Genomic DNA, 25,500 nt, shown 5'->3' with positions numbered 1-25,500 from the left:
GGAGAGTTATCCATGCCGCAGTTTTTTATCCATCGCCCGGTGTTTGCCTGGGTGATCGCCCTGTTCATCGTGCTGGCAGGGGTCATTGCCATCCCCAAGCTCCCCATCTCCCGCTATCCCTCGGTGGCGCCGGTGTCGGTGACCCTCTATGCCACCTATCCGGGCGCCACACCGCAGACCCTGAACGATGCGGTGGTGAGCCTTATCGAGCGCGAGCTGTCGGGAGTGAAGAACCTGCTCTACTTCGAGTCCTCTGTGGACGCCTCGGGCAGCGCGCAGATCACTGCCACCTTCAAGCCGGGCACCGATCCGGAGCTGGCCCAGATGGACGTGCAAAACCGCATCAAGGCGGTCGAACCTCGCTTGCCACAAGCGGTGCGGCAAACCGGCCTGCAGGTGGAGTCCGCCTCATCCGGCTTTCTGATGATGGTCGGCATGACCTCACCGGATGGCCGCTTCGATGAGGTTGCCCTCAACGACTATATGGCACGCAATATTGTGCAGGAGCTGCGCCGCATCGACGGGGTGGGACGAGTGCAGCTGTTTGGCGCCGAACAGGCCATGCGCATCTGGGTAGATCCGGCCAAACTCGCCGCCTACGGGCTGACCATCAGCGAGGTGGCGCAGGCCATCGAGCAGCAGAACATCCAGATTGCACCGGGGCGCCTCGGCGACGAACCCGCCCTGCCTGGCCAGCGCCTGACGGTTCCCCTCACGGTTCAAGGGCAACTGACGACCCCCGAGGCATTCGCCGCCATCGTGCTGCGAGCTGGTGGCGATGGCGCCAAGCTGGTGCTGGGTGATGTCGCCCGGGTCGAACTGGGGGCGCAATCCTACGCCTTCTCCAACCGGGAGAACGGGGTGGCCGCCACCAGCGCCGCCATCCAGCTCTCCCCCGGCGCCAACGCCGTGCGTACCGCCGATGCGGTGCTCACCCGTCTCGCCCAGCTCGCTCCTACCCTGCCAGCGGGCATGGCCTATTCGATCCCGTTTGACTCGGCCCCCTTCGTCAAGGTCTCCATCGAAAAGGTGATCCACACCCTGCTGGAAGCCATGGTGCTGGTGTTTCTGGTGATGTTTCTCTTCCTGCAAAACCTGCGCTACACCCTGATCCCGGCCATCGTCGCCCCCATCGCTCTGCTTGGCACCTTCGCGGTGATGCTGCTGGCCGGTTTTTCGATCAACTCCCTCACCATGTTCGGCATGGTGCTGGCCATCGGCATCATAGTCGACGACGCCATCGTGGTGGTGGAGAACGTCGAGCGCCTGATGGCCACCCGGGGGCTGTCGCCCCGGGAGGCGACCTCGCAGGCCATGAAGGAGATCACCGGGGCGGTGATCGGCATCACCCTGGTGCTCACGGCGGTGTTCCTCCCCATGGCGTTTGGCAGCGGCTCGGTGGGGGTCATCTACCAACAGTTCACCCTGTCGATGGCGGTGTCGCTCCTCATTTCGGCCTTCCTCGCCCTGACCCTGACGCCCGCGCTCTGCGCCACCCTGCTGCGTCCGGTCAGTCCGAATCATCATGAGAAACGCGGCTTCTTCGGTGCCTTCAACCGGGGTTTCGAGCGGTTCACGGCAGGCTACGGTGCGCGGGTAACCCGGCTGGTCGGGCGCAGCGGACGGATGATGGCAACCTTTGCCGCCCTCTGCGCCGTGCTAGCCATCGCCGCCGCCCAGCTGCCCTCCTCTTTCCTGCCGGACGAGGATCAGGGTTACTTCATGACCTCCATCCAGCTGCCAACCGGCGCCACCAGCGAGCGTACTCTTGAGGTGGTCAAGGCCTTCGAGGCTCACGTCGCCTCTCGCGAGGCGCTGGACACCAACCTGGTGGTGCAGGGCTTCAGCTTCTCCGGCGCAGGCCCCAATGCCGCCATGGCCTTCACCATGCTCAAAGATTGGGATCAGCGTCATGGTGCCACGGCAGCCGAAGAGGCAGATCTGGCACAAGCGGCCATGGCAAATATTCCTGAAGGCACGGTAATGAGCCTGCTGCCGCCCGCCATCGACGAACTGGGCACAGCCTCCGGCTTCACCCTGTTCCTGCAAGACAGAGCCAACCGGGGAGATGCCGCGCTGCTGGCCGCTCAGGCACAGCTGCTGGAACTGGCCGCCAAAAGCCAGGTAGTCAGTGATGTGTATCCCGACAATCTGCCTCCCGGCGAGAGCATTCACCTCGAGATCAACCGACAGAAGGCCGAAGCCATGGGACTCTCGTTCGCCAGCGTAAGCAGTACCCTGTCGGCCGCAATGGGGTCGCTCTACGTCAACGACTTCCCCAACGGCGGGCACATGCAGCAGGTCATTCTGCAGGCCGACGCGTCGGCGCGCATGCAGCTCGATGACGTGCTCGGTCTGCGGGTGCGCAATGCCAACGGCGGCATGGTCCCCTTGCGGGAGGTGGTGACACCGGAATGGCGCGAATCGCCGCAACAGATGATGCGCTTCGATGGCTTCCCTGCCGTGCGTATTGCCGGGGGGGCAGCGCCCGGCATCTCCAGCGGAGCGGCGATGGCGGAGATGGAGCGTCTGGCGGCGCAATTGCCGCCAGGCTTCGCATTGGCCTGGACGGGACAGTCGTTGCAAGAGCGCCAGTCGGCCGAGCAGGCCCCCCTGCTGATGCTGTTGTCGGCGCTGGTGGTCTTCCTGGTGCTGGCGGCACTCTATGAAAGCTGGTCGATCCCGCTCTCGGTGATGCTGGTGGTGCCGCTGGGCCTGCTCGGTGCCGTCGCGGCCGTGATGCTGCGCGGCATGCCCAACGACGTCTTCTTTAAAGTAGGCATGATCACCATCATCGGTCTGTCGGCCAAAAATGCCATCCTCATCGTGGAGTTTGCGCGCCAGTTGCACAGCGAAGGGCGCTCACTGCTTGATGCGGCTGTCACTGCTGCCCGCCTGCGCCTGCGCCCCATTCTGATGACCTCGCTGGCCTTCACCCTCGGTGTGGTGCCCTTGATGCTCGCCAGTGGCGCCAGCGCGGAGACCCAGCACGCCATCGGCACCGGCGTGTTTGGCGGCATGATCAGCGGCACCCTGCTGGCCATCTTCTTCGTACCGGTCTTTTTTGTCTTCATCATCGGGGCGCAGCAGCGCCTGCACTCCTGGCAGGCACGGCGAGCATCCAACAGCATTAATCCGGCTCGATGACCACAGATACACAGGCGGCCAGATAGTCCCTCAGCACATCACCAAAAGAAAAAGCCCAACCTGCGAAACAGGTTGGGCTTGGTATGTGGCGGAGAGACAGGGATTCGAACCCTGGGTGGCATTGCTGCCACAATTGATTTCGAGTCAATCCCGTTCGGCCACTCCGGCATCTCTCCGTGGGGAGAGATTTTTACCCAAGCAGGGCCGAGGATGCAATAAAAATTTCTTAGATATCAAATGGCTGAATTAGCTATCTGGGAGCAGGCTCACAATGCGGCGCGTGCTGTTCGCGTTGCGAGGCCACTCTTGTATGGCCCTGTATCCACCCGCTCGCACACCCGGCCATTATCCACGTCGTGATATTGCCCCATTGCTATCAGGCGTCTCTTTTTCCTGCTTGGCGCTCAAATTTATGGGTGATGCCGATTTTCGCAGGTTTCCTATGTATCCCCACATCATTGCGAGTGCGCGGCAAGCTGGTAATCATGGGCTGATTGAGGAACAATCGCGCCATTCTGGCGGCTGTGTTGATGATGTTCCGCCCCGATTGAACTGATGGATCTTCTTATGCGATTGCCGAAACTCAAGCCCCTACCCTTAACGCCCGCCCTTTCCATGCTGCTGGCAGCGATCCTGCTCTGCGCGGCGCCGGCAGAGGCCAAACGCTACCCGCTGCCACCAGCCGGGAGTCGCCTCATCGGTGAGCTGGAGGATTACATCATCCAAGAGAATGAGCATCTGGAGCTGGTTGGCAAAAATACGCAAATTGGATTTTTGGCGCTGCTTGAAGCAAATCCGGGTGTAGATCCCTATTTACCCAAGCCGGGCACCCGTTTGACGCTGCCCACCCAGATGCTGCTGCCTGATGTGCCTCGCGAGGGGATCGTCATCAATCTGCCCGAACTGCGCCTCTACTACTTCCCCAAAGGGAAGAATGAGGTCATCGTGCTGCCCATCGGGATTGGCGATATCGGCCGTGAGACACCCGAGATGACCACCACGGTCATCGAGAAGAATCCCAACCCGACCTGGGTACCCGGCCCCATGGTGCGCAAATCCTGGCTGGAGCAAAAAGGGATCACCCTGCCCGCCGTGGTGCCCCCCGGCCCAGAGAATCCCCTTGGCAAGTTCGCCATGCGCCTTGGTTATGGCAAACGCGACTACCTGATCCACGGCACCAACAAGGATTTTGGCGTCGGCCTGCGGGTAAGCGCTGGCTGCATCCGGCTGCGACCTGACGATATAGAGGCCCTGTTCAAGATTGTGCCGATTGGCACGCCGGTGCGGGTTATCAACCAACCGGTCAAGGTCGCCATCGAACCGGATGGTCGCCGCTGGCTGGAGGTACACTCCCCGCTCTCCCGCACCGAAGAGGAGCTTGAAAATGGCGCCCCGCTGGTGCTATCTCCGGCCATAGAGAGCTTTATCAGTGCACCTGACGTGATGCAGGATGAGGTGACGGCGGCGCTGGAGAGCAAAAACGGCCTGCCCCGCCCCATCAGCAGCCAACTTGTCAGTGGCTAAGTCACCAGCGCCCGAGTCGCACCGGAGTCACCTTACCTCATGAAATTCCTGCCCCTCCTACTCCTGTTGGCCTGTCACTCCTTGTGGGCCAAGGACATTCTCTGGATGAACAATGGCGATCGTCTGACCGGCAACATCGAGGAGGTGACCGAACAGTCAGTGCGCATCGCTCTGCCCTACAGCGGCGCAGTCACCGTCCAGCGGGAGGCCATCAAACGCTGGCGCATCGATAAAGAGGACAAACCCAAGGCAACGGCAAAGGGTGGGCTCAAGCTGTTCGAGGATGACCAAGATGAACGCAACGCCTGGCTCTGGACCGGCAGCGGCGATCTCAATGTCAAACTCAAACAGAATGACAAGCAGACCAACAACGTCAACCTCAAGTGGAAAAGCGAGCTGGCCAATCTGGACTGGCGTTACAGCTTCTCCGGTGAATATACCTATGAGACCGCTGACAACATCACCGACAGCCATGATTATCAGCTCAACCCTACGCTGGACTACTTCTTCAACCAGCAGTGGTTCTTGCGCACCTCACTCGATGCCGAATATGACATGCTGGATAAAGATCGCTATCTCTATATGGACTATGGCTCGGGGCCGGGCTACCGCTTCTGGAACGACAAACGCCGCCGACTGGAGCTGATGGCCCAAGGGGGATTAAGCCGACTCTACTTCCGTGAAGATAGCGAGGTTCCCAAGATTTTTCTGGGTGAACGGGTCATTGACTACCCCTTCGCCGGTTTTAACTGGGATTATCGCCAACCTTTCTCCCTCTGGCAGGAGAAAATGGAGCTGTTCAGCCAGGGGCGATATCTGAAATATCTGGCACAAGCCTCCCCCTATTTCACCCGTAATCAGGATCTGAAAGGCAGCATAGGATTGCGCTACTATTTCAACGACCATCTGCGCCTCTCCTGGTCGAGTGAGCTGGATTGGGAAGATGCTGACATCCTTGTCGACACAGGCAGCCCGGAACCCCGGGAGAGCGAACTAAGACACCTGCTCAGCCTTGGTGCCAGTTTCTAGCCTCGGATCCCCAACACGCAAAGAGGAGCCAAATCGGCTCCTCTTTGCTTTAGGCGAACAGGCTCGCTAGATCAGCCCCCAAGCGGCAATCTGGTAGATCCACACCATCGCCAGCAATGTGCCGACCAATCCCATGATGACGCCGATGCGCACCATCTGGTGACTCTCCACCAGACCGGTGGCGTGGGCCAGCGCATTGGGCGGGGTACTGATGGGCAGAGACATCCCGAGCGAGACCGAGATGGTAACCGCCAGGATCAGGGTATGACTGCCGCCCCACTCGGCCAGCTCCGGCATGCTGACCGCCAGTGCCGCCACCAGTGGCAGCAGCAGATTGGCGGTTGCGGTATTGGACATAAAGTTGGCCATCACCACTGCCAGCAGACAGGCGCCGACCAGCACCGCCAGCGTGGAGTATTCGTGGAACGGAATATGTGTGATGAGCCGCTCGGCCAACCCGGAGTCCTCCAGCGCCAGCCCCAGTGCGATACCGCCCGATACCAGCCAGAGCACGTCGAGGGAGATCTTGTGCAGATCGTCCTTGGTGATGATGCCGGTGGTCAGGAACACCGCCACCGGGATCATGGCGACCACGTAGGAGCTCATGCCGTGCAGATCCCCCAGCAGCCAGAGCACTATGGTGGTGATAAAGGTGAGGTAGACCACCCAGGCGCGAGGGGTCTGCATAAAGCGCCCCTCAATCTTGAGATCCATCCGCTTGAGGGTGCTCGGGAAGAAGCGCCCCAGCAGAAACCAGCCAAGCAGCAACAGCAATACCACAAAGGGCACCGCAAATCCCATCCACTGACCGAACGAGATGGCATGCTCGCCGGTCAGGTATTTGAGGGCCACCGCGTTGGGCGGAGTACCGATGGGAGTGCCGATCCCGCCGAGGTTGGCCGCCAGCGGAATGGCCAGCACAAAGCCGATTTTGGCCGGATCCTTGTCGGGAAACGCCGCCAGCACCGGGGTAAGGATGGCCAGCATCATGGCGGTGGTGGCGGTATTGCTCATAAACATGGAGAAGGTGGCGGTGATCAACATCAGCCCCAGCATGACGATCCGGGGATCCTGACCGAACGGGCGCAGCAGCACCCGCGCCAGATTGACGTCCAGATGGTACTTGGTCGCCGCAATGGCGAGGAAAAAACCGCCGAGAAACAGCATGATAACCGGCGAGGCAAAGGTCGCCATCACCTCAGTGGACTTGAGCAGCTCACCAAACCCCGGTTCAGCCTTGTCGGCAGTCATGAACCAGAGCCCCTTGTCGGAGAGCAGCAGCAGCTCCAGCACGATGATCAGCACCGAGGTAGCAAAGATAGGGATGGGCTCCAGGATCCAGCAGAGGGCGGCCAGCACGAAAACGGCCACGACCCGCTGCTCGATGACGGTGATCCCCTCCAGCGGGATCCAGTGGGTCGGGATCAGCAGGATGGCGAGGCTCAGCAGCAGTGGCAGAATAATCTTGTTATTGATGGGCACTATTGTCTCCAGGATCGGGAGTAAGAAGCCAATAGTGGCATAACATGCTATCGCCTCATGCCGCCAACTCGCCAAAATGAGAGCTGGCTAACTGCACGGCGCACCGTTTTGTGAGTCATATCAAGCTGGGGTCGGCGCACTATGGCTGACGCCTCAACCCTTGCAACAAACAGGCAAAAAAACGGGCCCGCTGTTCGTTGCACACGACAGCGGGCCCGTTTCACCATTCATGCCGATGAGGGGGCTCAGAAGTAGATGCGGGTCACCGACTCGATGACGCAACCCGGGCGGCGGATCCCTTCGATCTCAACCTTGATCTCTTTGAGCAGCTCCAGCCCACCCTTGATGGGGGTGACCCGGGCCAGCTTGGTGCGGGCGCGGATGTTGCTGTCCACCTTGATGGGATACGGGAAGCGTACCTGATCCAGCCCGAAGTTCACCACCATGCGGGCGGTCGGGAACTCGGGGGTGGCCTCGTCGACCGAGCCAGTCAACTGTGGCAGCAGCGCCAGGGTCAGGAAGCCGTGGGCGATGGTGGTCTTGAAGGGCGACTCGGCGGCCGCGCGCTCCGGATCGGTGTGGATCCACTGGTGATCCCCGGTCACGGCAGCAAACTGATCGATCATCTGCTGGCTGACGTGCAGCCACTCACCGACATGGGTCTCTTCACCAATGCGGGCCTGCAGGGCGGCATAGAGCTCGGCCGCCTCGGCCCCCAGATCAACAGCGGGTTCCTGAGCGACGGCAGGCTGACCGTTGGCTACTTGTGCCACGGTTGCTGCATCCTGTTGCTGCTCGCTCTGGGACTCGGCTTGCAAGTCCAGCACACGACCCAGCAAAGGGTGAAGATGTGCCTTTTGCTGAAACTCACGCCAGTAGTCGCGGATCGCCGGAGAGAGCCAATCCTTGAGCTCAAAGGGGTGCTGCGCCAGAATTTCGCGCTTGCGCTTCAGAAAATCGACAACTTTCATCTACCGATCCCTATTTGATTCAATGCCTGTAAAGAGGTCTAACCAGTCCTATTTTATTAAAGTTTCAGCTGTAAGTGCAAAAAAATCTCGGCGTACACCTGTACCAAGGGCGGAAGTAACTACTTACACCATGTAAACCAGCACGATCTGCCAATGAGGAAATCGATTGCCAAAGATGCCGCCAGCAGGGGAAATTAGCGGTACTCATCATGAAAAAAAGCCCTCATCGGGCCTTGTGGTGGGGAGTCAGCGCGCGCTCGACCAACCGTTACGCAATCCCTCCTCATCCAGAAAGGACCAGGCGAGGATCCGGCTCACCTTGTTGCCCTGCGCCATGTCGATCACCCGTACCTGACGCGCCCCCACCCGGCTCAACGCCTTTTTCGCCCCCGGCAGATTCTCTTTTTTCGACACCAGCGAGCTGAACCAGAGGCACTGAGTGGCAAACTCCTTGCTCTGGGCAATCATGTTGGCCAGAAACGCCGCCTCGCCCCCTTCGCACCAGAGCTCGGCCTTCTGGCCGCCGAAGTTGAGCACAGGGGCGCCTGTCACCTCCTTGCCCAGATTGCGCAGCTTGCGCTCCGTCCCCTTGCTCGCCTCTTCCAGCGACGCGTGGAACGGCGGATTGCACAGCGTCAGGGCGAAGCGCTCCTTCGGCCCTATGATGCCGCGAAACACATGGTTGGGGTTGCCCTGCAAGCGGCACTCAATCTGGTTGCCGAGTCCGTTGCTCTTGGCCAGCAGGGTGGCCGCCTTGACCGAGACCGGATCGATATCCGATCCGACAAAACGCCAGCCATATTCGCGGCAGCCGAGCAGCGGATAGATGCAGTTTGCCCCCACCCCGATATCCAACACCCTCCCCCCCTTGCCGGTAGGGAGCTGGCCTGCGCTCTCGGCCAACAGGTCGGCCGCCCAGTGCAGGTAGTCCACCCGTCCCGGGATAGGCGGGCAGAGGTAACCGGCAGGCAAGTCCCAGTGGGCAATCCCGTAGTGACTGGCCAGCAGGGCGCGATTGAGGGTCTTCACTGCATCGGGATCGGCAAAATCGATGGTGCGGGTGCCGTAGTCATTGATAAAGACGTGGGCAGCCAACTCGGGAGTTCGCAGGCAGAGCGCCTCAAAGTCGTAACCCGCCTGATGGCGATTACGGGAGTGAAGTCCGGATTTGCGGTCGCCCGACTTGGGGCCACCGGCTGATGGGATGCGGGGTTTCATGCTGAGCCTGCCGAAGAAAACGGGCCCACACTATAGTGATTTGACTCGGGAAAGTCTAAACGAGGGCAATAAAAAACCGGGCTATCGAGCCCGGTTCAAGTGAGGTTGGAAAAACAGTCCGTACTGCGAGCCGTTTGTCCAGCCTGACTCAGATATCGATCCGGCGAGCTTGCCAGAACTTGTTGCGCCAATATTGGCTATCCAGCTTGGAGCGCGTCACACCGGCTCGGGTCGAAGCGTGGATGAATTCACCATTGCCGACATAGATACCAACGTGGTTGAGACGACGATTGATTTTGAAGAAGACCAGGTCACCCTCGACCAGATCCTGCTTGGAAACGCGCGTCCCTTCATGGACTTGGGAACGGGTATCGCGGGGTAATTCGATACCGACGGCATTGCGGAACACTTCACGGGCAAAGGCGGAACAGTCGATACCGCGCTGGCTGCTGCCACCCATCCGGTACGGAACACCACGCCACTCTTTATATACAGTCAGGATTTCATTCACATCGGGTGTCTGGGAAGCTTCCGGTTCGATGACAGGTTCAACCATGGAAACTTCGATCTTGCTCGCGACCTCGGGTTGGGGTGCCGAGGCACAACCCACCATTCCGAGCGCGACCAGCAGTAGCATCAGGTGGCGCAATCCTTTATCCCCGCTAAATAGTAAATCTTGTTAAAATACGGCCCCAAAGGGCAATTTATAAGGCAACAGCACCCGACTATATCCAAGAATTCTATCGAGGCAAGTGAAAATCCCTATCAAGCTCACATTTTTGCAAGGAAATGCACGATTTTTCATAATTAATGTGATCATGCCCAAACAATATACAATCGCAAAAAGAGCCTTGGGCCTCATAGATAACTGGCTTTTATCCCTGCTTCAGCACCTTTTTAAAGTGAAAAATCATGATCGAAACCGATCTTTTTTTGTTAAAACCGGCCAGGGTATGCCAGGAACTGCTTGCTCAATTGCCTGAATGGCTGTCAACCGATGAGCAACATATCTGGCAAGCCATGACCCATCCTGAACGGCGTCAGGAATATCTGGTGAGCCGCGCCCTGCTGCGCCAGCTATTGGCCGAGCGGCTGCAACAACCCGCCGCCAGTCTGCAATTTTGCAACGGCCCCCACGGCAAGCCCCGACTGCATGATGATGCTTGGCAGTTCAATCTGAGCCACAGTGGCAGCTGGCTGGTGTTGGCGCTCTGCCCGCATGGACCGCTTGGGGTGGATATCGAACTGGGCAAACGGCGGCATCATCCCCTCCCCCTGGCCCGCCGGTTTTATGCACAGAGTGAATATGAGTGGCTCTGCACACTGCCTGCCCAAGAGCAGGAGAGCGCCTTCTACCGGCTCTGGTCACGCAAGGAGGCGGTACTGAAAGCCCACGGTGGCGGCATAGCGGCGGGACTGGAGAAGGTGCGGTTTCTCCCGGAGGAAAGATGGCGACTCGACAACCGGCTCGATGACACCCCTTATCAGGTACAGGATTGGCCCTTTGCCAGCGGCTGGCTCAGTCTCGCGGCAACGGCAGCCCCCGTGGCCTTTTACCGGCTGGATGAGCGCTTGAATTGCCACTCGCTTAACCCCATGTTACTCAACACCCTTTCTGAAGAGTCCAACTCATGATCGTCGACATTACTCCCCAGAATTTTCACGCTGAACTTATCGATGCGTCCATGAAGAAGCCGGTCGTCATCTATTTCCATGCTCCGCAGATGCCGGAGTGCCAGGGGATGACACCGCTGATCGAATCACTGGTTGGGCCCGCCAATGAGCAGGTCACCCTGGCCAAGGTGGATATGAACGATCCCCAGCTGCAACCGCTGGCCAGCCAGCTCGGCCTGCGCGCCCTTCCGGCGCTGGTGCTGTTCCATCAGGGTCGCCCTGACGAACAGGGGATCATCGAAGGGCCGCAGGATGAAGCCACCCTGCGCCAGTATTTCGCCGCCTTCGCCCCCAAAGAAGAGGAAGAGTTGCTGGCCAAGGGGCAACAGGCACTGGCTGACGAGCAGCCCAGCATCGCCTATGCCCATCTGACCAAGGCACACCAGCTGGCCCCTGAACGTCACGACATCAGCCTGTGGCTCATTCAAGCTGCGCTCGACCTCAACCTGCTGGATGAAGCGCAGGAGCGCCTCGGCACCATCCCGATGGCGGCGCAGGATGGCCACTTCCATACCCTGAGCTCACGACTGGCGCTGGCCCTGCAAGCGGCAGACAGCCCGGAGCTGCGCGCGCTGGAAGCCCGTCATGCAGAACAGCCTGATGATTATGCCCTGACTCAGGAGCTGGCGGTGCAATACAACCAGGCTGGTCGTCAGGAAGAGGCGTTGGGACTGCTGCTGGAGATCCTCAAGCGGGATTTGGCATTCGGCGATGCCAGAAAGACCTATCTCGATATTCTGGCGACCATGGGCAGCACACCGGCGGCACAGAGCTACCGTCGCAAACTCTATAGTCTGCTCTACTGAGCGGAATCGAACTGGCTGGTAATGATGGGGGAGTGCCGGGAGACCGGCATGACCTCATGGGTCAAGTACGAAGAAGGTACTGTGGGAATAAGGTGCTGTGGGAATAGTGAAGATACGGTGAATTTCAGGCAAAAAAAAATGGCGCAAAACTGCGCCATTTTTTTCGCATGGATTACTTCTTGTAGGAAGTAGCCATGTTGTCGATGCGCTGGTTAGCACGCATAGCTTCTTGCTTGGCTTCGGCAACATCAGCAGCGATTTTGGACTGATCAGCACGAACTGCGCTAACATCTTGAGCCAGTTGGTCAACTTTGTTAGACAGATTCTGAACGGAAGTTTCCAGTTCGCTGGTGTTTGCACAACCGCCCAGCAGAGCGGACAGACCAACAACACCTACCAACAACAATTTTTTCATTTTTAAAGCTCCCTTGAACTCGCCAGACGTTTAGCAAGCGGCGTGATTATGGCACAAAAAAATCCTACTTTGCATAGTCCCCACCACAGATAAATGCATTAAAACCCTCATTTTTTTTTGAATGAACAGTTTTTGTCCAAATCCGTCTAAAAAATGAGTGCCATGTGGTGGGGGCACGGACAAAGGTTAACCAAATTTTTGCCTTATTACAATTTCGTATGAGGCTCAGGCTGTACGTTCTGACAACAATTGACGATATTGCACCAGATCCTCGATGGTCAGCACTGGCATCTGGTGCTTGCGACCGAAGGCAACCAGGTCTGGCAGACGCGCCATCGAGCCATCTTCTTTGGTCAATTCACACAACACACCAAACGGTTTGAGGCCAGCCAGCTGCATCAGATCGACCGTCGCTTCGGTATGACCACGACGGGTAAGCACCCCACCGGCTCGCGCCCGCAGCGGGAAAACATGACCCGGGCGGTGCAGATCACCCGGTTTGGCGCCGTCTGCGATGGCTGCGCGGATGGTGGTGATGCGATCAGCCGCCGAGACACCGGTCGTGACCCCCTGCGCCGCTTCGATGGTCACGGTAAAGGCGGTCTGGTAGTGACTGGAGTTGGCCTCCACCATCATTGGCAGTTCCAGCTGGCGAACTCGCTCGTCGGGCAGACAGAGGCAGACGATGCCGGAGCACTCGCGGATCATCAGCGCCATCTGTTCATTGGTCATGGATTCGGCGGCGAAAATGAGGTCGCCCTCGTTCTCCCGATCTTCATCGTCGGCCACCAGCACGCCGCCTCCGGCACGCAAGGCAGACAAGGCCGCTTCGACACGGGCAACGGGATCACCGAATTCACTGAGTAGAGACTGATTCATGGTAAAACTCCTAAACAAGACAAGGACCAGAATCAGGGCATGGAAAGGCAGACAGAGATGGGCATGCGGCGGCCAGCCCACAAGGGCCAACACGGCAAGGTCTGTCTTATCCTCTTTCATCCGGACTATGACCGTCGGCTCCGGCATCTCACCGGATCTGCTGACCCCGACCCGGCAATCAGCCAAGTCGGGCGCTCGCGGGCTCCCCGAGTCAATCGGGATACCGCCGGTGGGGAATTGCACCCCGCCCTGAGAATAAGCGCAGACAGCCTAAAGAAAAACGGTTGCAGATACCAGCCAAAATCCCCCGCAGGCTGAAAAGCGTTTCAACATTGCGCCCGGGATCCCGCTCTGCGGCCCACTCGCCAGCGCGAGAGGCTATGACTGGCGAATTTCTTTATGGCTCGGATCGGTTTATGGCATAGTTCCCGAAACAAAAAAACAGGGCCCGAAAAGAGAGCCTGAACAACGCTGCCGGCGCAGACAGCAGCGCCAACACCACAAACGGAAAATGACAGAGATGGAAAAGAAAATACTGCTCACGGATTGCCCGGATGCCAAAGGGCTCATCGCCAAGATCACCAACATCTGCTATAAGCACCAGCTCAACATCATCAAGAACGATGAGTTTGTGGATCACGAGAATGGCCGCTTCTTTATGCGTACCGAGCTGGAGGGGCGCTTCAACGACGAAACCCTGCTGGCCGACCTCGATGATGCCCTGCCCACCGGCGCCCAGCGCCGTCTGGTCAAGGCGGGCAAGAAGCGCATCGTCATCCTGGTGACCAAGGAGACCCACTGCCTCGGCGATATTCTGATGAAGAACTACGCGGGCGCGCTGGATATGGATATCGTTGCGGTGATCGGCAACTACGATACCCTGGCCGAGCTCACCGGCAAGTTCGATATCCCGTTCCACACCGTCAGTCACGAGGATCTGAGCCGGACCGAACATGAAGAGCAGGTACGCGCCATCATCGACAGCTATGAGCCTGACTATGTGATCCTGGCCAAGTACATGCGGGTGCTGACCCCGAGCTTCGTCGAGGCCTATCCGCGCAAGATCCTCAACATCCACCACTCCTTCCTGCCCGCCTTCATCGGTGCCCGCCCCTACCGACAGGCGTTTGATCGCGGCGTCAAGCTGATCGGTGCCACCGCCCACTTCGTGACCGACGACCTGGATGAAGGCCCCATTGTCGAACAGGACGTGATCCACGTCGGTCACGCCTTCAGTGCGGACGACATGGCCAAGGCGGGTCGGGATGTGGAGAAATCGGTGCTGAGCCGCGCGCTGGAGCGGGTACTGAACGAGCGGGTGTTCGTCTACGGCAACAAGACGGTGGTCTTCAAGTAATCCGCCCACATGGCTCGTATGCAAACGCCAGAAACAACAACGGCTCCTGCGGGAGCCGTTGTTGTTTCTGCGCCGAGTGTCAGAGCGGCAGATCGTTTACCGTCACCGCGCCCTTCTCCAGCTTCAGCTCGGAGGTCAGCGCTTGCTTGTCGGCCTTCAGATAACCCATCAGGGTCAGCTGATCGAGCATGGGGGCCAGTTGCGGCACCGCCTTGCCCAGCTTGTCGCTGAGGCTGGCATGCAACACGCCGGAGAGGGCCTGCATCCCCGCGTCGCTGTTGAACAGCTGCTCCAGCGAGGTGGAGGCCAGCTTCACGTCCCCCTTCATGGTCACCGCCTCACCGTTGAGCTTGGCGCTGAGATCGGCCAGTTCAAGGGTCGCGCCACGTTTGAGCATCTTGTCCAGCGCCTGCTGGATAGCGGCATCTTCAACTCCCTTGCCACCGGCGGCCTGCAGCCCCTGATACCCTTCCAGATCCAGACCGTTGAGGTTGAGCGCCAACTTGCTGTCGGTCACCGCTAGGGTGTCGGTCTCGTTCTCCAGATCCAGCTTGGCAATTTTCATCTGATAGCTGCTGGAGAGGGTCTGGGCATCATCACCGGTCAGCTGAGTCTCGGTAGTCATCCCCTGCAGGGCAACCTTGACGCTGTCAGGCAGTTGTACCGTGAGGGCCGAGAGGGTCATCTCGCTCTGGGGCGAGAGGAGCACACCGCTGATCTCGGCAATGTCGGCACTCCCTTTCAGATCGGCCAGCACCAAGTCCATCTTGCTCTGCTCTTCGTGAACTGTCATCCCCTGCCAGGTCATGGTGAGGTGACCATTCCCCTCCAGATTGCCGTGGAACTCGCCGCTCAGAGGCAGGAAGCTGAACTCGTCCAGCCCCTGTTTGATCTTGAATTCATTGGCCCAGAAACGGCTGCTGTTACCCTGGGTCCAGAGACTGGTGACCGACTCCAGACCGAGTTCCCACTGCTCCATGCCCAGTGCAGTGAAAACCGGCGCTAGCGTGCCATTATGGGTATCGAGCAGGAAGTGGCTCTTGATGTAGAGCGGCAGGAGCTGGCTCTTGACCACAAGTTGCAACTCGATGGGCTGACTGCCCTCCAGCTCGCTGTCAATGGCAGCCAGTTCCTCCGGCGTCACCACGACCTTCAGGATCCCGTCACGGGTGAAGAGGTTGCTGCTGCCCGGCAGCCACTGCATGTCTAGCCCGCTCTCTTTCTCCACCTTGGCGATCTGTTCCGCCATGATGTTGTCGAAGCTGTTGCCCGTGTACCAGCACGCAGCCAGACCACCACCTACCAGTGCCGCACCCACGGCGAGGGCCACTATCTTTTTCATATATCCATGTGTCTCCAGGGAGTTGTCACTGCACTCTACGGGGCGGACTCGGGGCTAGGCAAGTCCAATCAGATGGCGAGTCCACTTTCTTGCGGCTCGCAACAACATCACAGCAAGGGGCTGAAGAGATAGAAGATGTTCTCCATCGCCTTCTTGTACCAGGGGCGGGCCTGCCATTGGGCCAGGGTCATCGGGGTGGCTTCCGCCATATAGCCCTGTACCAGCCGGGTCATCTGGGCCACGAACGAGGGGTTATCCACCAGCAGGGTCACCTCGAAGTTGAGCCAGAGGCTGCGCCGATCCAGATTGACCGTCCCCACCAGCGCGAAGTCATCATCCACCAGCACGCTCTTGGTATGGAGCAGACCGGCATCGTAGCGGTAGATCTCCACCCCGGCCGCCAGCAGCTCCTCCATAAAGGCGTTGCAGGCGTAATTGGCCATGATGGAGTCGTTGCGTGCCGGCAACACCAGCTGCACCTGCACTCCGCGCGCCGCTGCCGAACTGAGTGCGGCCGCCAGCGGATCGTCGGGCACAAAGTAAGGGGTCGTCAGCACCAGATGGCTGCGCGCCTGATAGATGGCCAGCAGCAGGCTCTGCTGGATGCAGTCGCCGCCGACGAAGGGGCCGGACGGGATCAGCTGGGCGCGGTAGTTGGTCTGGGGCCAGGCTTCCGGCTCATGCTGCAGACTGTCGAGCAGCCGCTCGCCGGTCTCCATCTCCCAATCCCAGACGAAGATCGACCACATCAGCGGCACCATGGGCCCCTGCACCCGGATCATAATGTCGACCCACTGGCCGACCCCTGCATCCTGCTTGAAGAAACGGGGATCCACCATGTTCATGGAGCCGGTGTAACCCACCCTGTCATCGATCACCACCAGCTTGCGGTGCATCCGCAGATCCTGACGCTGGAACAGAATGCGCCAGGCGCCGACCGGCAGCACCTCAACCAGCTTGACCCCCGCCTTGCGCAGCTTTTTGGGCCAGTGGGAGCGGAAGAACTGTTTACTGCCCACCGAATCAAGCAGCAAGCGACAATCCACGCCGCGTTGCGCCACTTCAATGAGCGCCTCGCACACCTCGTCGGCATCACCGCCCGGATGCCAGATATAGAACTCCAGATAGCAGGAGAGCGTCGAGCGACGGATATCCTGGGCAATCTCGCGCAAGATCCAGTCCGGCCTGTTGAGCAAGGTCATGCGGTTGCCAGAGAGCATCGGCATGGCGAGCCGTCCCTGGATGAGATCGTGCAGCGGCTGTGCCTTGGCGCCCACTTCGCAGCAGTGCTGCGGGAACAGACGGGCCAGTTGACGGATCCAGATGGCATAAGGGCGATACATGGCCTGGGCGCGCTCGGCACGGCGGCGCCCCAGCTTTATTTCACCAAACAGCACATAGAAACCCACCCCGGCAAACGGAATGGCATAGATCAGCGCCAGCCAGGCCAGCGACACCCCGATGGGACGGCGTTTCATCACCACCCGAAACGACACACCGGTGACAATCACGGTATGAAAAAGCAGTAGCAGCCAACCCAGAAAACGGGAAAACAGCAGTTGAAGATCGTGTTCCAGACCGTTAAACAACGGGGACTCCTTCTAATCGACAAACAGCGCGGTGGGCAGACCCCAACCGGCCAGGATGGTATGCTGTAAGGCAAATCCATTCTATCAGGTCGCACGCATGATCCTGCAATCTATGCTGCTCAGCCTGGCCATGCTAGGCCAAGGCTCATATGACATCAATGAGCAACAGATAAACCAGTACCTGCAATCTCAGGTGCAAGTCGACAAACAGCTGGAGCTGCCGGGCATCATCAAGGCCCATGTGACGCTTGAGCAGAGCGATGTCCAGATCGGTCGCCAACGCCCCGATACCGCCCGGGTCTATGGCAAGGGCAAGCTCAAAATCGCCCTGCCAGACAATACCGAATATGACGCCCGCCTGCAGATGACCTATGAGGCGAGACCCCGCTATGACAAGAGCCAGAGCGCGCTGTTTCTCGATAACATGAAGCTGGTGGAGTACAAGCTGGAGCCGGAGGCGGCCGAGAAGAAGTTCGGGCTGATGCTCAACATGCTGCTGCAGAGTATGGAGAAGCGGCTCGAGACCAAACCGGTCTACAAACTCAATGACAAGGATCCGGATCAGGCCTGGCTGAAGGAGAATCTGCTGGGGCTGGAGCTGTCACCGGGCAAGATCCACCTGCTGACCAAACCCCGCTAAACCGCTCAATTCAGGAGGGGCTGGGTGGTATCCCGTACCAGCAGCTCCACCTGATAACCCTGCTGCTGCTGCCGCTCGTAGAGGGAGAAGAGCGACCCGCTCAATTGATTGAGGGGCATATCGGCAAACCCGGCCTTGAGATAGAAAGGCTTCTCGAAGGGTAGCGCCTGACAGACCACAGGTTTGTCCAACAGACCGTGACAGGCGTGCTGCAGCAGCCGTGATCCCAATCCCAGCGACTGGTAGTGGGGCAACAGGCGAAAGCCGCACAGATGGTAAAACTCCTCCTCGTCCCGCAACCGTACCGCCCCCACCAGCCAGTGAGCATCACGCACGACAAAGATCCGCTCGGCCAGATCCGGCACATAGTGGGAAAACGTCGTCTCGTAATAGTCCCTGATTAGGGAGAGGTCGGCGTCGCAGTACTCTTCGAAAGTGAGTTCCATCGCCAGCTTGCTTGTCACAGACAAATCCTTTGATAATCAGTTATTAGTGCCAGATACGGTGCGCTAATCCGACCACATGACGCCAGCACGATAGCATGCCTTTCGTCAACAAAAAAGCGGGCGTCATGGGCAGCTTGCTTACCGGGTAGAAGAGGCCATGACCCACCGCCTGACTGCCAAAACCGTGCTTTATGATGACAATCCTTTATTGCGGCGGATACTTTGATCCCGGTCACCGAATCGGATCATTTGCCCCCTGTTGGCCGCTTGTTCTGCCCTCGTCATGATGCTTTACTCAACATGGTCATCACAAGAAGGAGTATTAGGGTTGAAAGCATGGATGCTGGCAGGCCATATGTTGTTGATCCCCCTGAGCGGATGGAGCCAGACTCCCCCTCCCGCGGAGGTGATCTTCCTGACCGCAGCTCCCTCCCCCTTGCGTCCGGTCAAAGATGCCACTCCCGCCTCACAACCCGACACCGCTCAAACAGCGGCAGTCGCCACCAACGGCAAGAAGCAGATCCAGGTCTATAAATCGGTGCAACAGAACGGGGTGGTTCGCTACTCCGATATGGCACCCGAAGAGGGCCATTACGAGCTACTGCTGTTCAATGACTGCTTCGCCTGCGATCCCAAATCCAGCGTCAACTGGCAGACCACAGGGCTGTTTCTCTATGACTATGCCAGCACCATCAAGGCGGCCGCCAAAACCTATCAGGTTGAGCCGGCGCTGATCCGGGCGCTGATCCATGCGGAATCCGCTTTCAATCCGCTGGCGGTCTCCCGCAAGGGGGCGATGGGGCTGACCCAGCTGATGCCCGCCACAGCGCGGGAGCTGGGGGTCGGCAATGCCTTGCTGGCGGAGCAGAATATCTTCGGCGGGGTGAAATACCTGGCGGGACTGCTCAAGCAGTATGACGGCAACGTGGCGCTGGCGACCGCGGCCTACAACGCAGGCGCGGGCGCCGTACAAAAACATGGCGGTATCCCGCCCTATGCGGAAACCCGTGCCTATGTGGAGCGCGTCCAGCTCCTCCACCTGCGCTACAAAGAGATGCTGCAGGCCAAAGGGCTCTGAGGTTAGCCTCGGTTAATGCTCTTTTCTCGCCCCTCCAGAAACAAAAAACACGCCCGCAGGCGTGTCGATACCACACTTTGTTTCGCAAATGATTACTTCTGCTCAGTCGCCACCAGGCGATAAGCCAGCGCACCCAGAATGGCACCGACAATCGGGGCAACCCAGAACAGCCACAGCTGGCTGATGGCCCAGTCACCGACAAACAGCGCAACACCGGTACTGCGGGCCGGGTTGACCGAGGTATTGGTCACCGGAATGCTGACGAGGTGGATCAGGGTCAGGCACAGACCGATGGCGATCGGCGCGAAACCGGCAGGCGCACGGCTATCGGTGGCGCCCATGATGACGAACAGGAAGAAACCGGTCATCACCATTTCGCATACGAGTGCGGCAGTCAGACTGTAACCACCCGGAGAGTGCTCACCGTAGCCGTTGGAAGCAAAACCGGCAGAGAGATCAAACCCGGCCTGACCGCTGGCAATCACGTAAAGCACGGCAGCGGCGGCAATGCCACCCAACACTTGCGCCACGATATAAGGCAGTACACCGGATGCCGGAAAACGACCACCCGCCCACAAACCGACGGTCACGGCCGGATTGAGGTGGCAACCGGAGATATGGCCGATGGCAAACGCCATGGTCAGCACAGTCAGACCGAAAGCCAGCGAGACCCCCAGCAGACCAATCCCGACGTGAGGGAAGGCCGCAGCCAGCACGGCACTGCCGCACCCGCCCAATACCAGCCAGAAAGTGCCCATAAACTCAGCAGCAACAGGTTTCACATTATTTCTCCCATTTGAGATAACACCGAACAAGACCCGAGAAGGGCCCATGCTTGAACAAGCGCAGCATTATGGGAGTGTGAGTCCAGATTGCGAACCCGGCAGGCAGAGCTCATTGAATGTGATATTCGTCACAATTAGTTGATTAGATAAGGGATTTATCATTAAGACAGCCAGCTGCACATCTGATACCCAAGGGCGTCATGCGACAACTTGTGACACCATTTAGCTCGAGTGCTCATCCCTTGAACGATAAAAACGGAGGCGTGGTCAGTCTCCTGCCGGGGCAAAACGGCTGACGACCTGCCCCTGATGCTCAATCCACTCCATAAACATGGCAACGGGACGGGCATAGACCTGACCATCCTGCTCGGATTGATAAATGACCAGCTGCTCCTGGGTTTCGGTATGCAAAGCCAGGGCAAGCACTTGATAGTAACCCCCCTTGAAGTGACGATAGCGGCCTGGAACGGGTGCTTGCATGGGAAAACCTCACAGAAGTGAACGCCGATGAGCGAACCACATAAAGATGACACCATGGGTGCCAGTCAACTCATCGAAAAGGGGGACGAAGACGATTATTTACACAAGCCAATCGTGCCACAGGATCCGGATATTGCAACACAGTCAGGCAGCTTTGTTAATTCGTTCCCCATGTTTCACTAGTTAACCTTGGTTAGCACCAAAGATCGTGCTGAATTTAACGTTCTAGCAACCCTGTTTTAGGGCTAAAAATCAGGGAATTCTTCTAAAAAGAGGATTGTTCTAGCATTCAATTCTGTGAAGAATAGGGGAAAAGAAATTTGATACTAAAAATCGCCTTTTTCGCCAACGCGTCCCTGTGGGGAAGGAATCACACTCACCATGTTCACAATCGACAAGTCGCACAAGCTCGACGATGTCTGCTATGACATCCGCGGCCCGGTGCATAAAGAGGCTCGCCGTCTCGAAGACGAAGGCCACCGCATTCTCAAGCTCAACATCGGCAACCCGGCCCCGTTCGGCTTTGATGCGCCGGAAGAGATCATCAAGGATGTGATCCTCAACATGCCGCTGAGCCAGGGCTACTGCGACTCCAAGGGGCTCTTCTCTGCCCGTAAAGCGGTGATGCAGTACTACCAGCAAAAAGGGATGCGCAAGGTCGATATCGACGACATCTACATTGGCAATGGCGCCAGCGAGCTGATCGTGATGGCGATGCAGGCACTGCTCAACAATGGCGACGAGATGCTGGTGCCCTCCCCCGACTACCCGCTCTGGACCGCCGCCGTCACTCTCTCCGGTGGCCATGCGGTGCACTATCGCTGCGACGAAGGGGCTGACTGGTACCCGGATCTCGGCGATATCCGCGCCCGCATCACCCCGCGCACCCGCGGCCTGGTGCTGATCAACCCCAACAATCCGACCGGTGCCGTCTACGGCAGCGAGTTCCTGCTGGAAGTGATCGAGATCGCCCGCCAGCACAACCTCATCATTTTCGCCGACGAGATCTACGACAAGATCCTCTACGACGATATCTCCCACACCAGCGTCTGCACCCTGTGTGACGATGTGATGGTGGTGACCTTCAACGGCCTCTCCAAGGCCTACCGCGCCTGCGGCTTCCGTCAGGGCTGGATGGTCATCACCGGCCCCAAAGGCCGTGCCCGCGGTTATATCGAAGGACTGGAGATGCTGGCCTCCATGCGGCTGTGCGCCAACGTGCCGATGCAGCACGCCATCCAGACTGCGCTTGGCGGCTACCAGAGCATCAACGAGCTGATCCTGCCGGGCGGTCGCCTGCGCAAGCAGCGGGACAAGGCATGGGAGCTCTTGAACGAGATCCCTGGGGTCTCCTGCGTCAAACCCAAGGGGGCGCTCTACATGTTCCCGCGCCTCGACCCCAAGGTGTATGACATACGCGACGATCAGAAGATGGTGTTCGACCTGCTGCAACAGGAAAAGCTGCTGCTGGTGCAGGGCACCGGCTTCAACTGGCCGGCGCCGGATCACTTCCGGCTGGTGTTCCTGCCCCGCGAAGAGGAGCTGGAGGATGCCATCGGCCGCCTCGCCCGCTTCCTCAAGGGCTACAAGCAGTAAGCAAAGCTCATGAAAAAGGCTCCCGCGGGAGCCTTTTTGTTATCTGTCGTTGTATCCGTGCCATCAGCCGTGCAGCAGGGCACCTGCCACCAGCACAGCCATGGTGATGAGGGCTACGCCGATGATAAAGGGCAACACCCAGCGCACAAAGCGATCGTAGGGGATCTTGGCGAGCGCCAGACCCGCCACCAGATGGGCGGCGGTAGGGGCGAACAGGTTGATCCAGCCGGAGGCGGACTGATAGGCGGTGATCACCAGATCCCGGGAGATGCCGGAGAAGTCAGCCAGCGGCCCCATCAGCGGCATGGAGACGGTCGCCAGCCCCGAGGTGGAGGGGATGAAGAAGCTCAGGATGATGTGCACCAGATAGGCCATCAGGATGAAGACCGACGAGGAGAGCCCGGTCACCAACCCTTCGGCCCAGTGTAAAATGGTGTCGATGATGACGCCCTGCTCCATCACCACATAGATGCCGCGCGCCACCGCTACCACCAGCGCCACCCCGATAAGATCCCGAGCGCCGCTGAGGAAAGTCGCCACATAGTTGGACTCCGGCATCCGGTTGATTAGCGCGATCAGAATGGAGGCGCTGAAGAACAGGGTGGATAGCTCGTCAAACCACCAGCCAAAGGTGGGCAGCACGTCGATCCCCAAATCCGACCAGGGCACCACCGCATAGATCATCAGCAGGAAGGTGCCGAAGAAGACCAGCATGGTGAGCTTCTGCTTGCCGGTGAAGGCGAGGTTGCCACTCTTCATCTGGGAGAACTCGTCGTCATAGGTGATGTCGGCCAGCACGGAGCGGGATTTGTCCTGCTGCACCTGCTTGGCGTAGCGCATCACGAACCAGGAGGCAAAGATCACCAGCAGCAGCCACTGGATGACCCGCAAACCGATCCCTTCGCCGATGGGGATACCGGCAAAACCGGAGGCAATACCTGTGGCAAACGGGTTGACGGTGGAGGCGAGCACCCCGACCCCGGAGCCGAGCAGGATGATCCCCGCCGCCACCATGCGATCGAAGCCCGCCGCCATCATCACCGGCACGATCAGCGCCCAGAAGGCCACCGTCTCCTCTGCCATGCCGAAGGTGGAGCCGCCGAGAGCAAACAGGGCGATCAGCACCGGGATAAGCAGCCGCTCACGCCCGGCAAAGCCGCGCACAATGGCCCCCACCCCGGCATCGAGCGCACCGCTTTGCATGGTCACCGCGAGAAAACCACCGATGATGAGCACGAACAGCGCCACATCGGCCGCCTTGTGAAAGCCCTGGATGGGCGCCTTGAGCACCTCGAACACCCCCTGCGGGTGGGCGGGTAACTCGGTGTAGCTGCCAGGCACCGGCAACAGCCGCTCGTCGCCGCTGTAGTCAGCCACGGCCGCTGCCGCCACCGGCTGCTGGGTCTTGGCGGTGACATAGTCATATTTGCCCGCTGGCAGCACCCAGGTCAGGGCGGCCATCAGCGCGATGATGATGAAAAGCAGGGTATAAACAGTGGGGAGTTGGCGCTTCTTGGACGCCTCGTTTGGAGTGGTCATAGCTTCCGTACCTCGGCAATGCCGTCTGTGATCCGATCAGCGCAAGACTAGCGGGTTTGATATGGGAAAAAGGTGATCGCTGATAATAAAATTCCGCAAATTAGCGGAATGTTTGCCAAAAAAACAGGGCCCCGCGGGGCCCTGTTTTCACTTGAGTCAGACTCAGAGCTCGACCACGTCGAATTTCACGTCCGGATTTACATCCGCATCGTAATCGACCTCATCCAGACCGAAACCGAACAGGCGCAGGAACTCCTGTTTGTAGCCGGTGTAATCGGTCAATTCTGAGAGGTTTTCGCTGGTGATGGATGGCCACAGGTCGCGGCAGGTCTGCTGCACATCTTCGCGCAGTTCCCAGTCATCCATGCGGATGCGAGCCTGATCGTCCAGCGCCATGTCGGACGCGTAGAGACGGGTGCGCATCATGCGATCTACCTGCTCCATGCAACCCTCGTGAATGCCCTTCTCCTTCATGATCTTGAAAGCCATGGAGATATAGAGCGGCATCACCGGAATGGCGGAAGAAGCCTGGGTCACCACGGATTTGAGCACGGCCACGTGAGCGGTGCCGCCCTTGGCAGCCAGATCGCCACGGATGGCTGCAGCGGCGCGGTCCAGATCTTCCTTGGCGCGGCCCAGAGTGCCATGCCAGTAGATTGGCCAGGTCAGATCGGTACCGATGTAGGAGTAGGCCACGGACTTGGCGCCGTCAGCCAGCACGCCTGCATCACGCAGGGCTGCCATCCACAGCTCCCAATCCTGACCGCCCATGACGGTGATGGTGTTCTGGATCTCTTCCTCGTTCGCCGGCTCGACGGTGGCGGTGATGATCTGATCCTTGTTGGTATCGATGGCGGTAGTGGTGTAGACCTCGCCGATCGGTTTGAGGGCAGAGCGCACCACTTCGCCAGTTTCCGGCATCTTGCGCACCGGAGAAGCCAGGGAGTAGACCACCAGATCAATCTGACCCAGATCCTGCTTGATAAGCTCAATCACCTTGGCGCGGCACTCGTTGGAGAAGGCATCGCCGTTGACGCTCTTGGCGTAGAGGCCCGCCTCTTTGGCTGCCTTGTCGAAAGCGGCAGAGTTGTACCAGCCAGCGGTACCTGTCTTGGACTCGGTGCCCGCCTTTTCAAAGAAGACGCCGAGGGTGGCGGCGCCGCTACCGAAGGCAGCCGCAATCCGGGAGGCCAGGCCATAACCGGTGGAAGCGCCGATCACCAGCACCTTCTTGGGACCATTCTCGATGGTGCCCTTGGCCTTGGTATAAGCGATCTGGCGACGAACATTGGCTTCACAACCGACCGGATGAGTGGTGGTGCAGATAAAGCCGCGAACCTTGGGTTTGATGATCATATGGGGTCTCGGATCCGTTTAATGGATGAAATCGGGGCATAAGATACCTCATCTTGCCGCGATAAGGTGCTCTGATGTGTTGAACTGCGGCAAAAATGGGCACCCGAAGGTGGCAATCATGGTCCATGCCATGGTGCCACCTCACGG

The 25,500-nt window shown here is 59.0% G+C and carries 22 protein-coding genes, 1 tRNA gene and 1 riboswitch; of the genes, 9 read left to right on the top strand and 14 right to left on the bottom strand.

Annotation, left to right across the window (positions count from 1 at the left end):
• Positions 1-12 precede the first annotated feature (12 nt).
• On the top strand, positions 13-3,147 hold the full coding sequence (locus WBR25_RS06585; protein WP_479749594.1) for a multidrug efflux RND transporter permease subunit: 3,135 nt from the start codon (positions 13-15) through the stop codon (positions 3,145-3,147).
• An 86-nt stretch (positions 3,148-3,233) separates the two neighbouring features.
• On the opposite strand, the gene WBR25_RS06580 is transcribed toward WBR25_RS06585, so the two are convergent.
• Positions 3,234-3,323, bottom strand: a tRNA-Ser gene (locus tag WBR25_RS06580).
• A 439-nt stretch (positions 3,324-3,762) separates the two neighbouring features.
• Here WBR25_RS06580 and WBR25_RS06575 point away from each other — a divergent pair.
• Both WBR25_RS06575 and WBR25_RS06570 read left to right on the top strand, forming a co-directional pair.
• Positions 3,763-4,671 (top strand): L,D-transpeptidase family protein, encoded by a 909-nt coding sequence (locus WBR25_RS06575; RefSeq protein WP_225315433.1) that lies wholly within the window; start codon positions 3,763-3,765, stop codon positions 4,669-4,671.
• Between the two features lie 39 nt (positions 4,672-4,710).
• The gene (locus WBR25_RS06570) at positions 4,711-5,700 is read left to right on the top strand and encodes a DUF481 domain-containing protein (protein ID WP_128815862.1); all 990 of its coding nucleotides are present in this window, start codon (positions 4,711-4,713) and stop codon (positions 5,698-5,700) included.
• A gap of 66 nt (positions 5,701-5,766) precedes the next feature.
• Here the strand turns inward: WBR25_RS06570 and WBR25_RS06565 are convergent, their stop codons facing one another.
• The 4 genes from WBR25_RS06565 to WBR25_RS06550 all read right to left on the bottom strand — a co-directional run bounded on the left by WBR25_RS06565 (position 5,767) and on the right by WBR25_RS06550 (position 10,008).
• Positions 5,767-7,182: an SLC13 family permease gene (locus WBR25_RS06565; RefSeq protein WP_479749593.1), complete on the bottom strand. Its 1,416-nt coding sequence runs from the start codon at positions 7,180-7,182 to the stop codon at positions 5,767-5,769.
• A gap of 245 nt (positions 7,183-7,427) precedes the next feature.
• Positions 7,428-8,153 (bottom strand): MaoC family dehydratase, encoded by a 726-nt coding sequence (locus WBR25_RS06560; RefSeq protein WP_479749592.1) that lies wholly within the window; start codon positions 8,151-8,153, stop codon positions 7,428-7,430.
• Between the two features lie 246 nt (positions 8,154-8,399).
• Complete coding sequence (rlmF, locus tag WBR25_RS06555; RefSeq protein WP_479749591.1) at positions 8,400-9,371, bottom strand: 23S rRNA (adenine(1618)-N(6))-methyltransferase RlmF; 972 nt, start codon at positions 9,369-9,371, stop codon at positions 8,400-8,402.
• A gap of 148 nt (positions 9,372-9,519) precedes the next feature.
• Positions 9,520-10,008, bottom strand: a complete 489-nt coding sequence (locus WBR25_RS06550; protein WP_005334331.1) for a C40 family peptidase — start codon at positions 10,006-10,008, stop codon at positions 9,520-9,522.
• A 275-nt stretch (positions 10,009-10,283) separates the two neighbouring features.
• On the opposite strand from WBR25_RS06550, the gene WBR25_RS06545 reads away from it, so the two are divergent.
• Both WBR25_RS06545 and WBR25_RS06540 read left to right on the top strand, forming a co-directional pair.
• Positions 10,284-11,006 carry a 4'-phosphopantetheinyl transferase family protein gene (locus WBR25_RS06545; RefSeq protein ID WP_206901514.1) on the top strand — a complete coding sequence of 241 codons (723 nt, stop codon included), beginning with the start codon at positions 10,284-10,286 and terminating at the stop codon, positions 11,004-11,006.
• The gene (locus WBR25_RS06540) at positions 11,003-11,851 is read left to right on the top strand and encodes a tetratricopeptide repeat protein (RefSeq protein ID WP_115522919.1); all 849 of its coding nucleotides are present in this window, start codon (positions 11,003-11,005) and stop codon (positions 11,849-11,851) included. Before WBR25_RS06545 ends, WBR25_RS06540 begins: the two co-directional genes overlap by 4 nt.
• A 172-nt stretch (positions 11,852-12,023) precedes the next feature.
• Here the strand turns inward: WBR25_RS06540 and WBR25_RS06535 are convergent, their stop codons facing one another.
• On the bottom strand, positions 12,024-12,266 hold the full coding sequence (locus tag WBR25_RS06535; RefSeq protein WP_005334342.1) for an Lpp/OprI family alanine-zipper lipoprotein: 243 nt from the start codon (positions 12,264-12,266) through the stop codon (positions 12,024-12,026).
• 225 nt (positions 12,267-12,491) lie between these two features.
• Complete coding sequence (gene ribB / locus WBR25_RS06530) at positions 12,492-13,145, bottom strand: 3,4-dihydroxy-2-butanone-4-phosphate synthase (protein WP_206901512.1); 654 nt, start codon at positions 13,143-13,145, stop codon at positions 12,492-12,494.
• Positions 13,146-13,249: 104 nt separating this feature from the next.
• Positions 13,250-13,406, bottom strand: a riboswitch (FMN riboswitch).
• 259 nt (positions 13,407-13,665) lie between these two features.
• Between ribB and purU the strand changes: the two genes are divergently transcribed.
• Positions 13,666-14,502 (top strand): formyltetrahydrofolate deformylase, encoded by an 837-nt coding sequence (gene purU / locus WBR25_RS06525; protein ID WP_479749590.1) that lies wholly within the window; start codon positions 13,666-13,668, stop codon positions 14,500-14,502.
• 79 nt (positions 14,503-14,581) lie between these two features.
• On the opposite strand, the gene WBR25_RS06520 is transcribed toward purU, so the two are convergent.
• Together WBR25_RS06520 and cls are read right to left on the bottom strand one after the other, a co-directional pair.
• The gene (locus WBR25_RS06520; RefSeq protein WP_479749589.1) at positions 14,582-15,844 is read right to left on the bottom strand and encodes a DUF945 family protein; all 1,263 of its coding nucleotides are present in this window, start codon (positions 15,842-15,844) and stop codon (positions 14,582-14,584) included.
• 107 nt (positions 15,845-15,951) lie between these two features.
• Positions 15,952-17,433 (bottom strand): cardiolipin synthase, encoded by a 1,482-nt coding sequence (gene cls, locus WBR25_RS06515; protein ID WP_005334350.1) that lies wholly within the window; start codon positions 17,431-17,433, stop codon positions 15,952-15,954.
• Positions 17,434-17,530: 97 nt separating this feature from the next.
• On the opposite strand from cls, the gene WBR25_RS06510 reads away from it, so the two are divergent.
• Positions 17,531-18,073, top strand: a complete 543-nt coding sequence (locus tag WBR25_RS06510) for a YceB family lipoprotein (RefSeq protein WP_005353308.1) — start codon at positions 17,531-17,533, stop codon at positions 18,071-18,073.
• A gap of 5 nt (positions 18,074-18,078) precedes the next feature.
• Here WBR25_RS06510 and WBR25_RS06505 read toward each other — a convergent pair whose 3' ends face one another.
• The gene (locus WBR25_RS06505; protein ID WP_041980377.1) at positions 18,079-18,519 is read right to left on the bottom strand and encodes a GNAT family N-acetyltransferase; all 441 of its coding nucleotides are present in this window, start codon (positions 18,517-18,519) and stop codon (positions 18,079-18,081) included.
• A 328-nt stretch (positions 18,520-18,847) separates the two neighbouring features.
• On the opposite strand from WBR25_RS06505, the gene WBR25_RS06500 reads away from it, so the two are divergent.
• Positions 18,848-19,597 (top strand): lytic transglycosylase domain-containing protein, encoded by a 750-nt coding sequence (locus WBR25_RS06500; RefSeq protein WP_421268728.1) that lies wholly within the window; start codon positions 18,848-18,850, stop codon positions 19,595-19,597.
• A 92-nt stretch (positions 19,598-19,689) separates the two neighbouring features.
• On the opposite strand, the gene aqpZ is transcribed toward WBR25_RS06500, so the two are convergent.
• Positions 19,690-20,379, bottom strand: coding sequence for an aquaporin Z (aqpZ, locus tag WBR25_RS06495; protein WP_005334357.1), 690 nt, complete (start codon positions 20,377-20,379; stop codon positions 19,690-19,692).
• 270 nt (positions 20,380-20,649) lie between these two features.
• Positions 20,650-20,862: a DUF1653 domain-containing protein gene (locus WBR25_RS06490; RefSeq protein ID WP_005334366.1), complete on the bottom strand. Its 213-nt coding sequence runs from the start codon at positions 20,860-20,862 to the stop codon at positions 20,650-20,652.
• A gap of 381 nt (positions 20,863-21,243) precedes the next feature.
• Between WBR25_RS06490 and WBR25_RS06485 the strand changes: the two genes are divergently transcribed.
• Entirely contained in the window at positions 21,244-22,458 is a 1,215-nt protein-coding gene (locus WBR25_RS06485; RefSeq protein WP_479749588.1) for a pyridoxal phosphate-dependent aminotransferase, read from the top strand.
• Positions 22,459-22,521: 63 nt separating this feature from the next.
• On the opposite strand, the gene WBR25_RS06480 is transcribed toward WBR25_RS06485, so the two are convergent.
• Both WBR25_RS06480 and fabV read right to left on the bottom strand, forming a co-directional pair.
• Positions 22,522-23,997: a YfcC family protein gene (locus WBR25_RS06480; RefSeq protein WP_193859987.1), complete on the bottom strand. Its 1,476-nt coding sequence runs from the start codon at positions 23,995-23,997 to the stop codon at positions 22,522-22,524.
• A 162-nt stretch (positions 23,998-24,159) separates the two neighbouring features.
• Positions 24,160-25,353, bottom strand: a complete 1,194-nt coding sequence (gene fabV, locus WBR25_RS06475) for an enoyl-ACP reductase FabV (RefSeq protein ID WP_005361765.1) — start codon at positions 25,351-25,353, stop codon at positions 24,160-24,162.
• Positions 25,354-25,500 lie beyond the last annotated feature (147 nt).

This window comes from Aeromonas sp. MTB (assembly GCF_056632455.1).
The sequence above is the reverse complement of the archived record's forward strand: the minus strand, read 5'-3'. Positions and strand labels throughout refer to the sequence as shown.

Excerpts from the sequence above, each read along its gene's own strand:
- WBR25_RS06585 (WP_479749594.1), top strand. The coding sequence starts at position 13 with ATGCCGCAGTTTTTTATCCATCGCCCGGTGTTTGCCTGGGTGATCGCC.
- WBR25_RS06575 (WP_225315433.1), top strand. The coding sequence starts at position 3,763 with ATGCTGCTGGCAGCGATCCTGCTCTGCGCGGCGCCGGCAGAGGCCAAA.
- WBR25_RS06570 (WP_128815862.1), top strand. The coding sequence starts at position 4,711 with ATGAAATTCCTGCCCCTCCTACTCCTGTTGGCCTGTCACTCCTTGTGG.
- WBR25_RS06560 (WP_479749592.1), bottom strand. The coding sequence starts at position 8,153 with ATGAAAGTTGTCGATTTTCTGAAGCGCAAGCGCGAAATTCTGGCGCAG.
- rlmF (WP_479749591.1), bottom strand. The coding sequence starts at position 9,371 with ATGAAACCCCGCATCCCATCAGCCGGTGGCCCCAAGTCGGGCGACCGC.
- WBR25_RS06550 (WP_005334331.1), bottom strand. The coding sequence starts at position 10,008 with ATGCTACTGCTGGTCGCGCTCGGAATGGTGGGTTGTGCCTCGGCACCC.
- WBR25_RS06545 (WP_206901514.1), top strand. The coding sequence starts at position 10,284 with ATGATCGAAACCGATCTTTTTTTGTTAAAACCGGCCAGGGTATGCCAG.
- WBR25_RS06540 (WP_115522919.1), top strand. The coding sequence starts at position 11,003 with ATGATCGTCGACATTACTCCCCAGAATTTTCACGCTGAACTTATCGAT.
- WBR25_RS06535 (WP_005334342.1), bottom strand. The coding sequence starts at position 12,266 with ATGAAAAAATTGTTGTTGGTAGGTGTTGTTGGTCTGTCCGCTCTGCTG.
- ribB (WP_206901512.1), bottom strand. The coding sequence starts at position 13,145 with ATGAATCAGTCTCTACTCAGTGAATTCGGTGATCCCGTTGCCCGTGTC.
- purU (WP_479749590.1), top strand. The coding sequence starts at position 13,666 with ATGGAAAAGAAAATACTGCTCACGGATTGCCCGGATGCCAAAGGGCTC.
- WBR25_RS06520 (WP_479749589.1), bottom strand. The coding sequence starts at position 15,844 with ATGAAAAAGATAGTGGCCCTCGCCGTGGGTGCGGCACTGGTAGGTGGT.
- WBR25_RS06510 (WP_005353308.1), top strand. The coding sequence starts at position 17,531 with ATGATCCTGCAATCTATGCTGCTCAGCCTGGCCATGCTAGGCCAAGGC.
- WBR25_RS06505 (WP_041980377.1), bottom strand. The coding sequence starts at position 18,519 with ATGGAACTCACTTTCGAAGAGTACTGCGACGCCGACCTCTCCCTAATC.
- WBR25_RS06490 (WP_005334366.1), bottom strand. The coding sequence starts at position 20,862 with ATGCAAGCACCCGTTCCAGGCCGCTATCGTCACTTCAAGGGGGGTTAC.
- WBR25_RS06485 (WP_479749588.1), top strand. The coding sequence starts at position 21,244 with ATGTTCACAATCGACAAGTCGCACAAGCTCGACGATGTCTGCTATGAC.
- WBR25_RS06480 (WP_193859987.1), bottom strand. The coding sequence starts at position 23,997 with ATGACCACTCCAAACGAGGCGTCCAAGAAGCGCCAACTCCCCACTGTT.
- fabV (WP_005361765.1), bottom strand. The coding sequence starts at position 25,353 with ATGATCATCAAACCCAAGGTTCGCGGCTTTATCTGCACCACCACTCAT.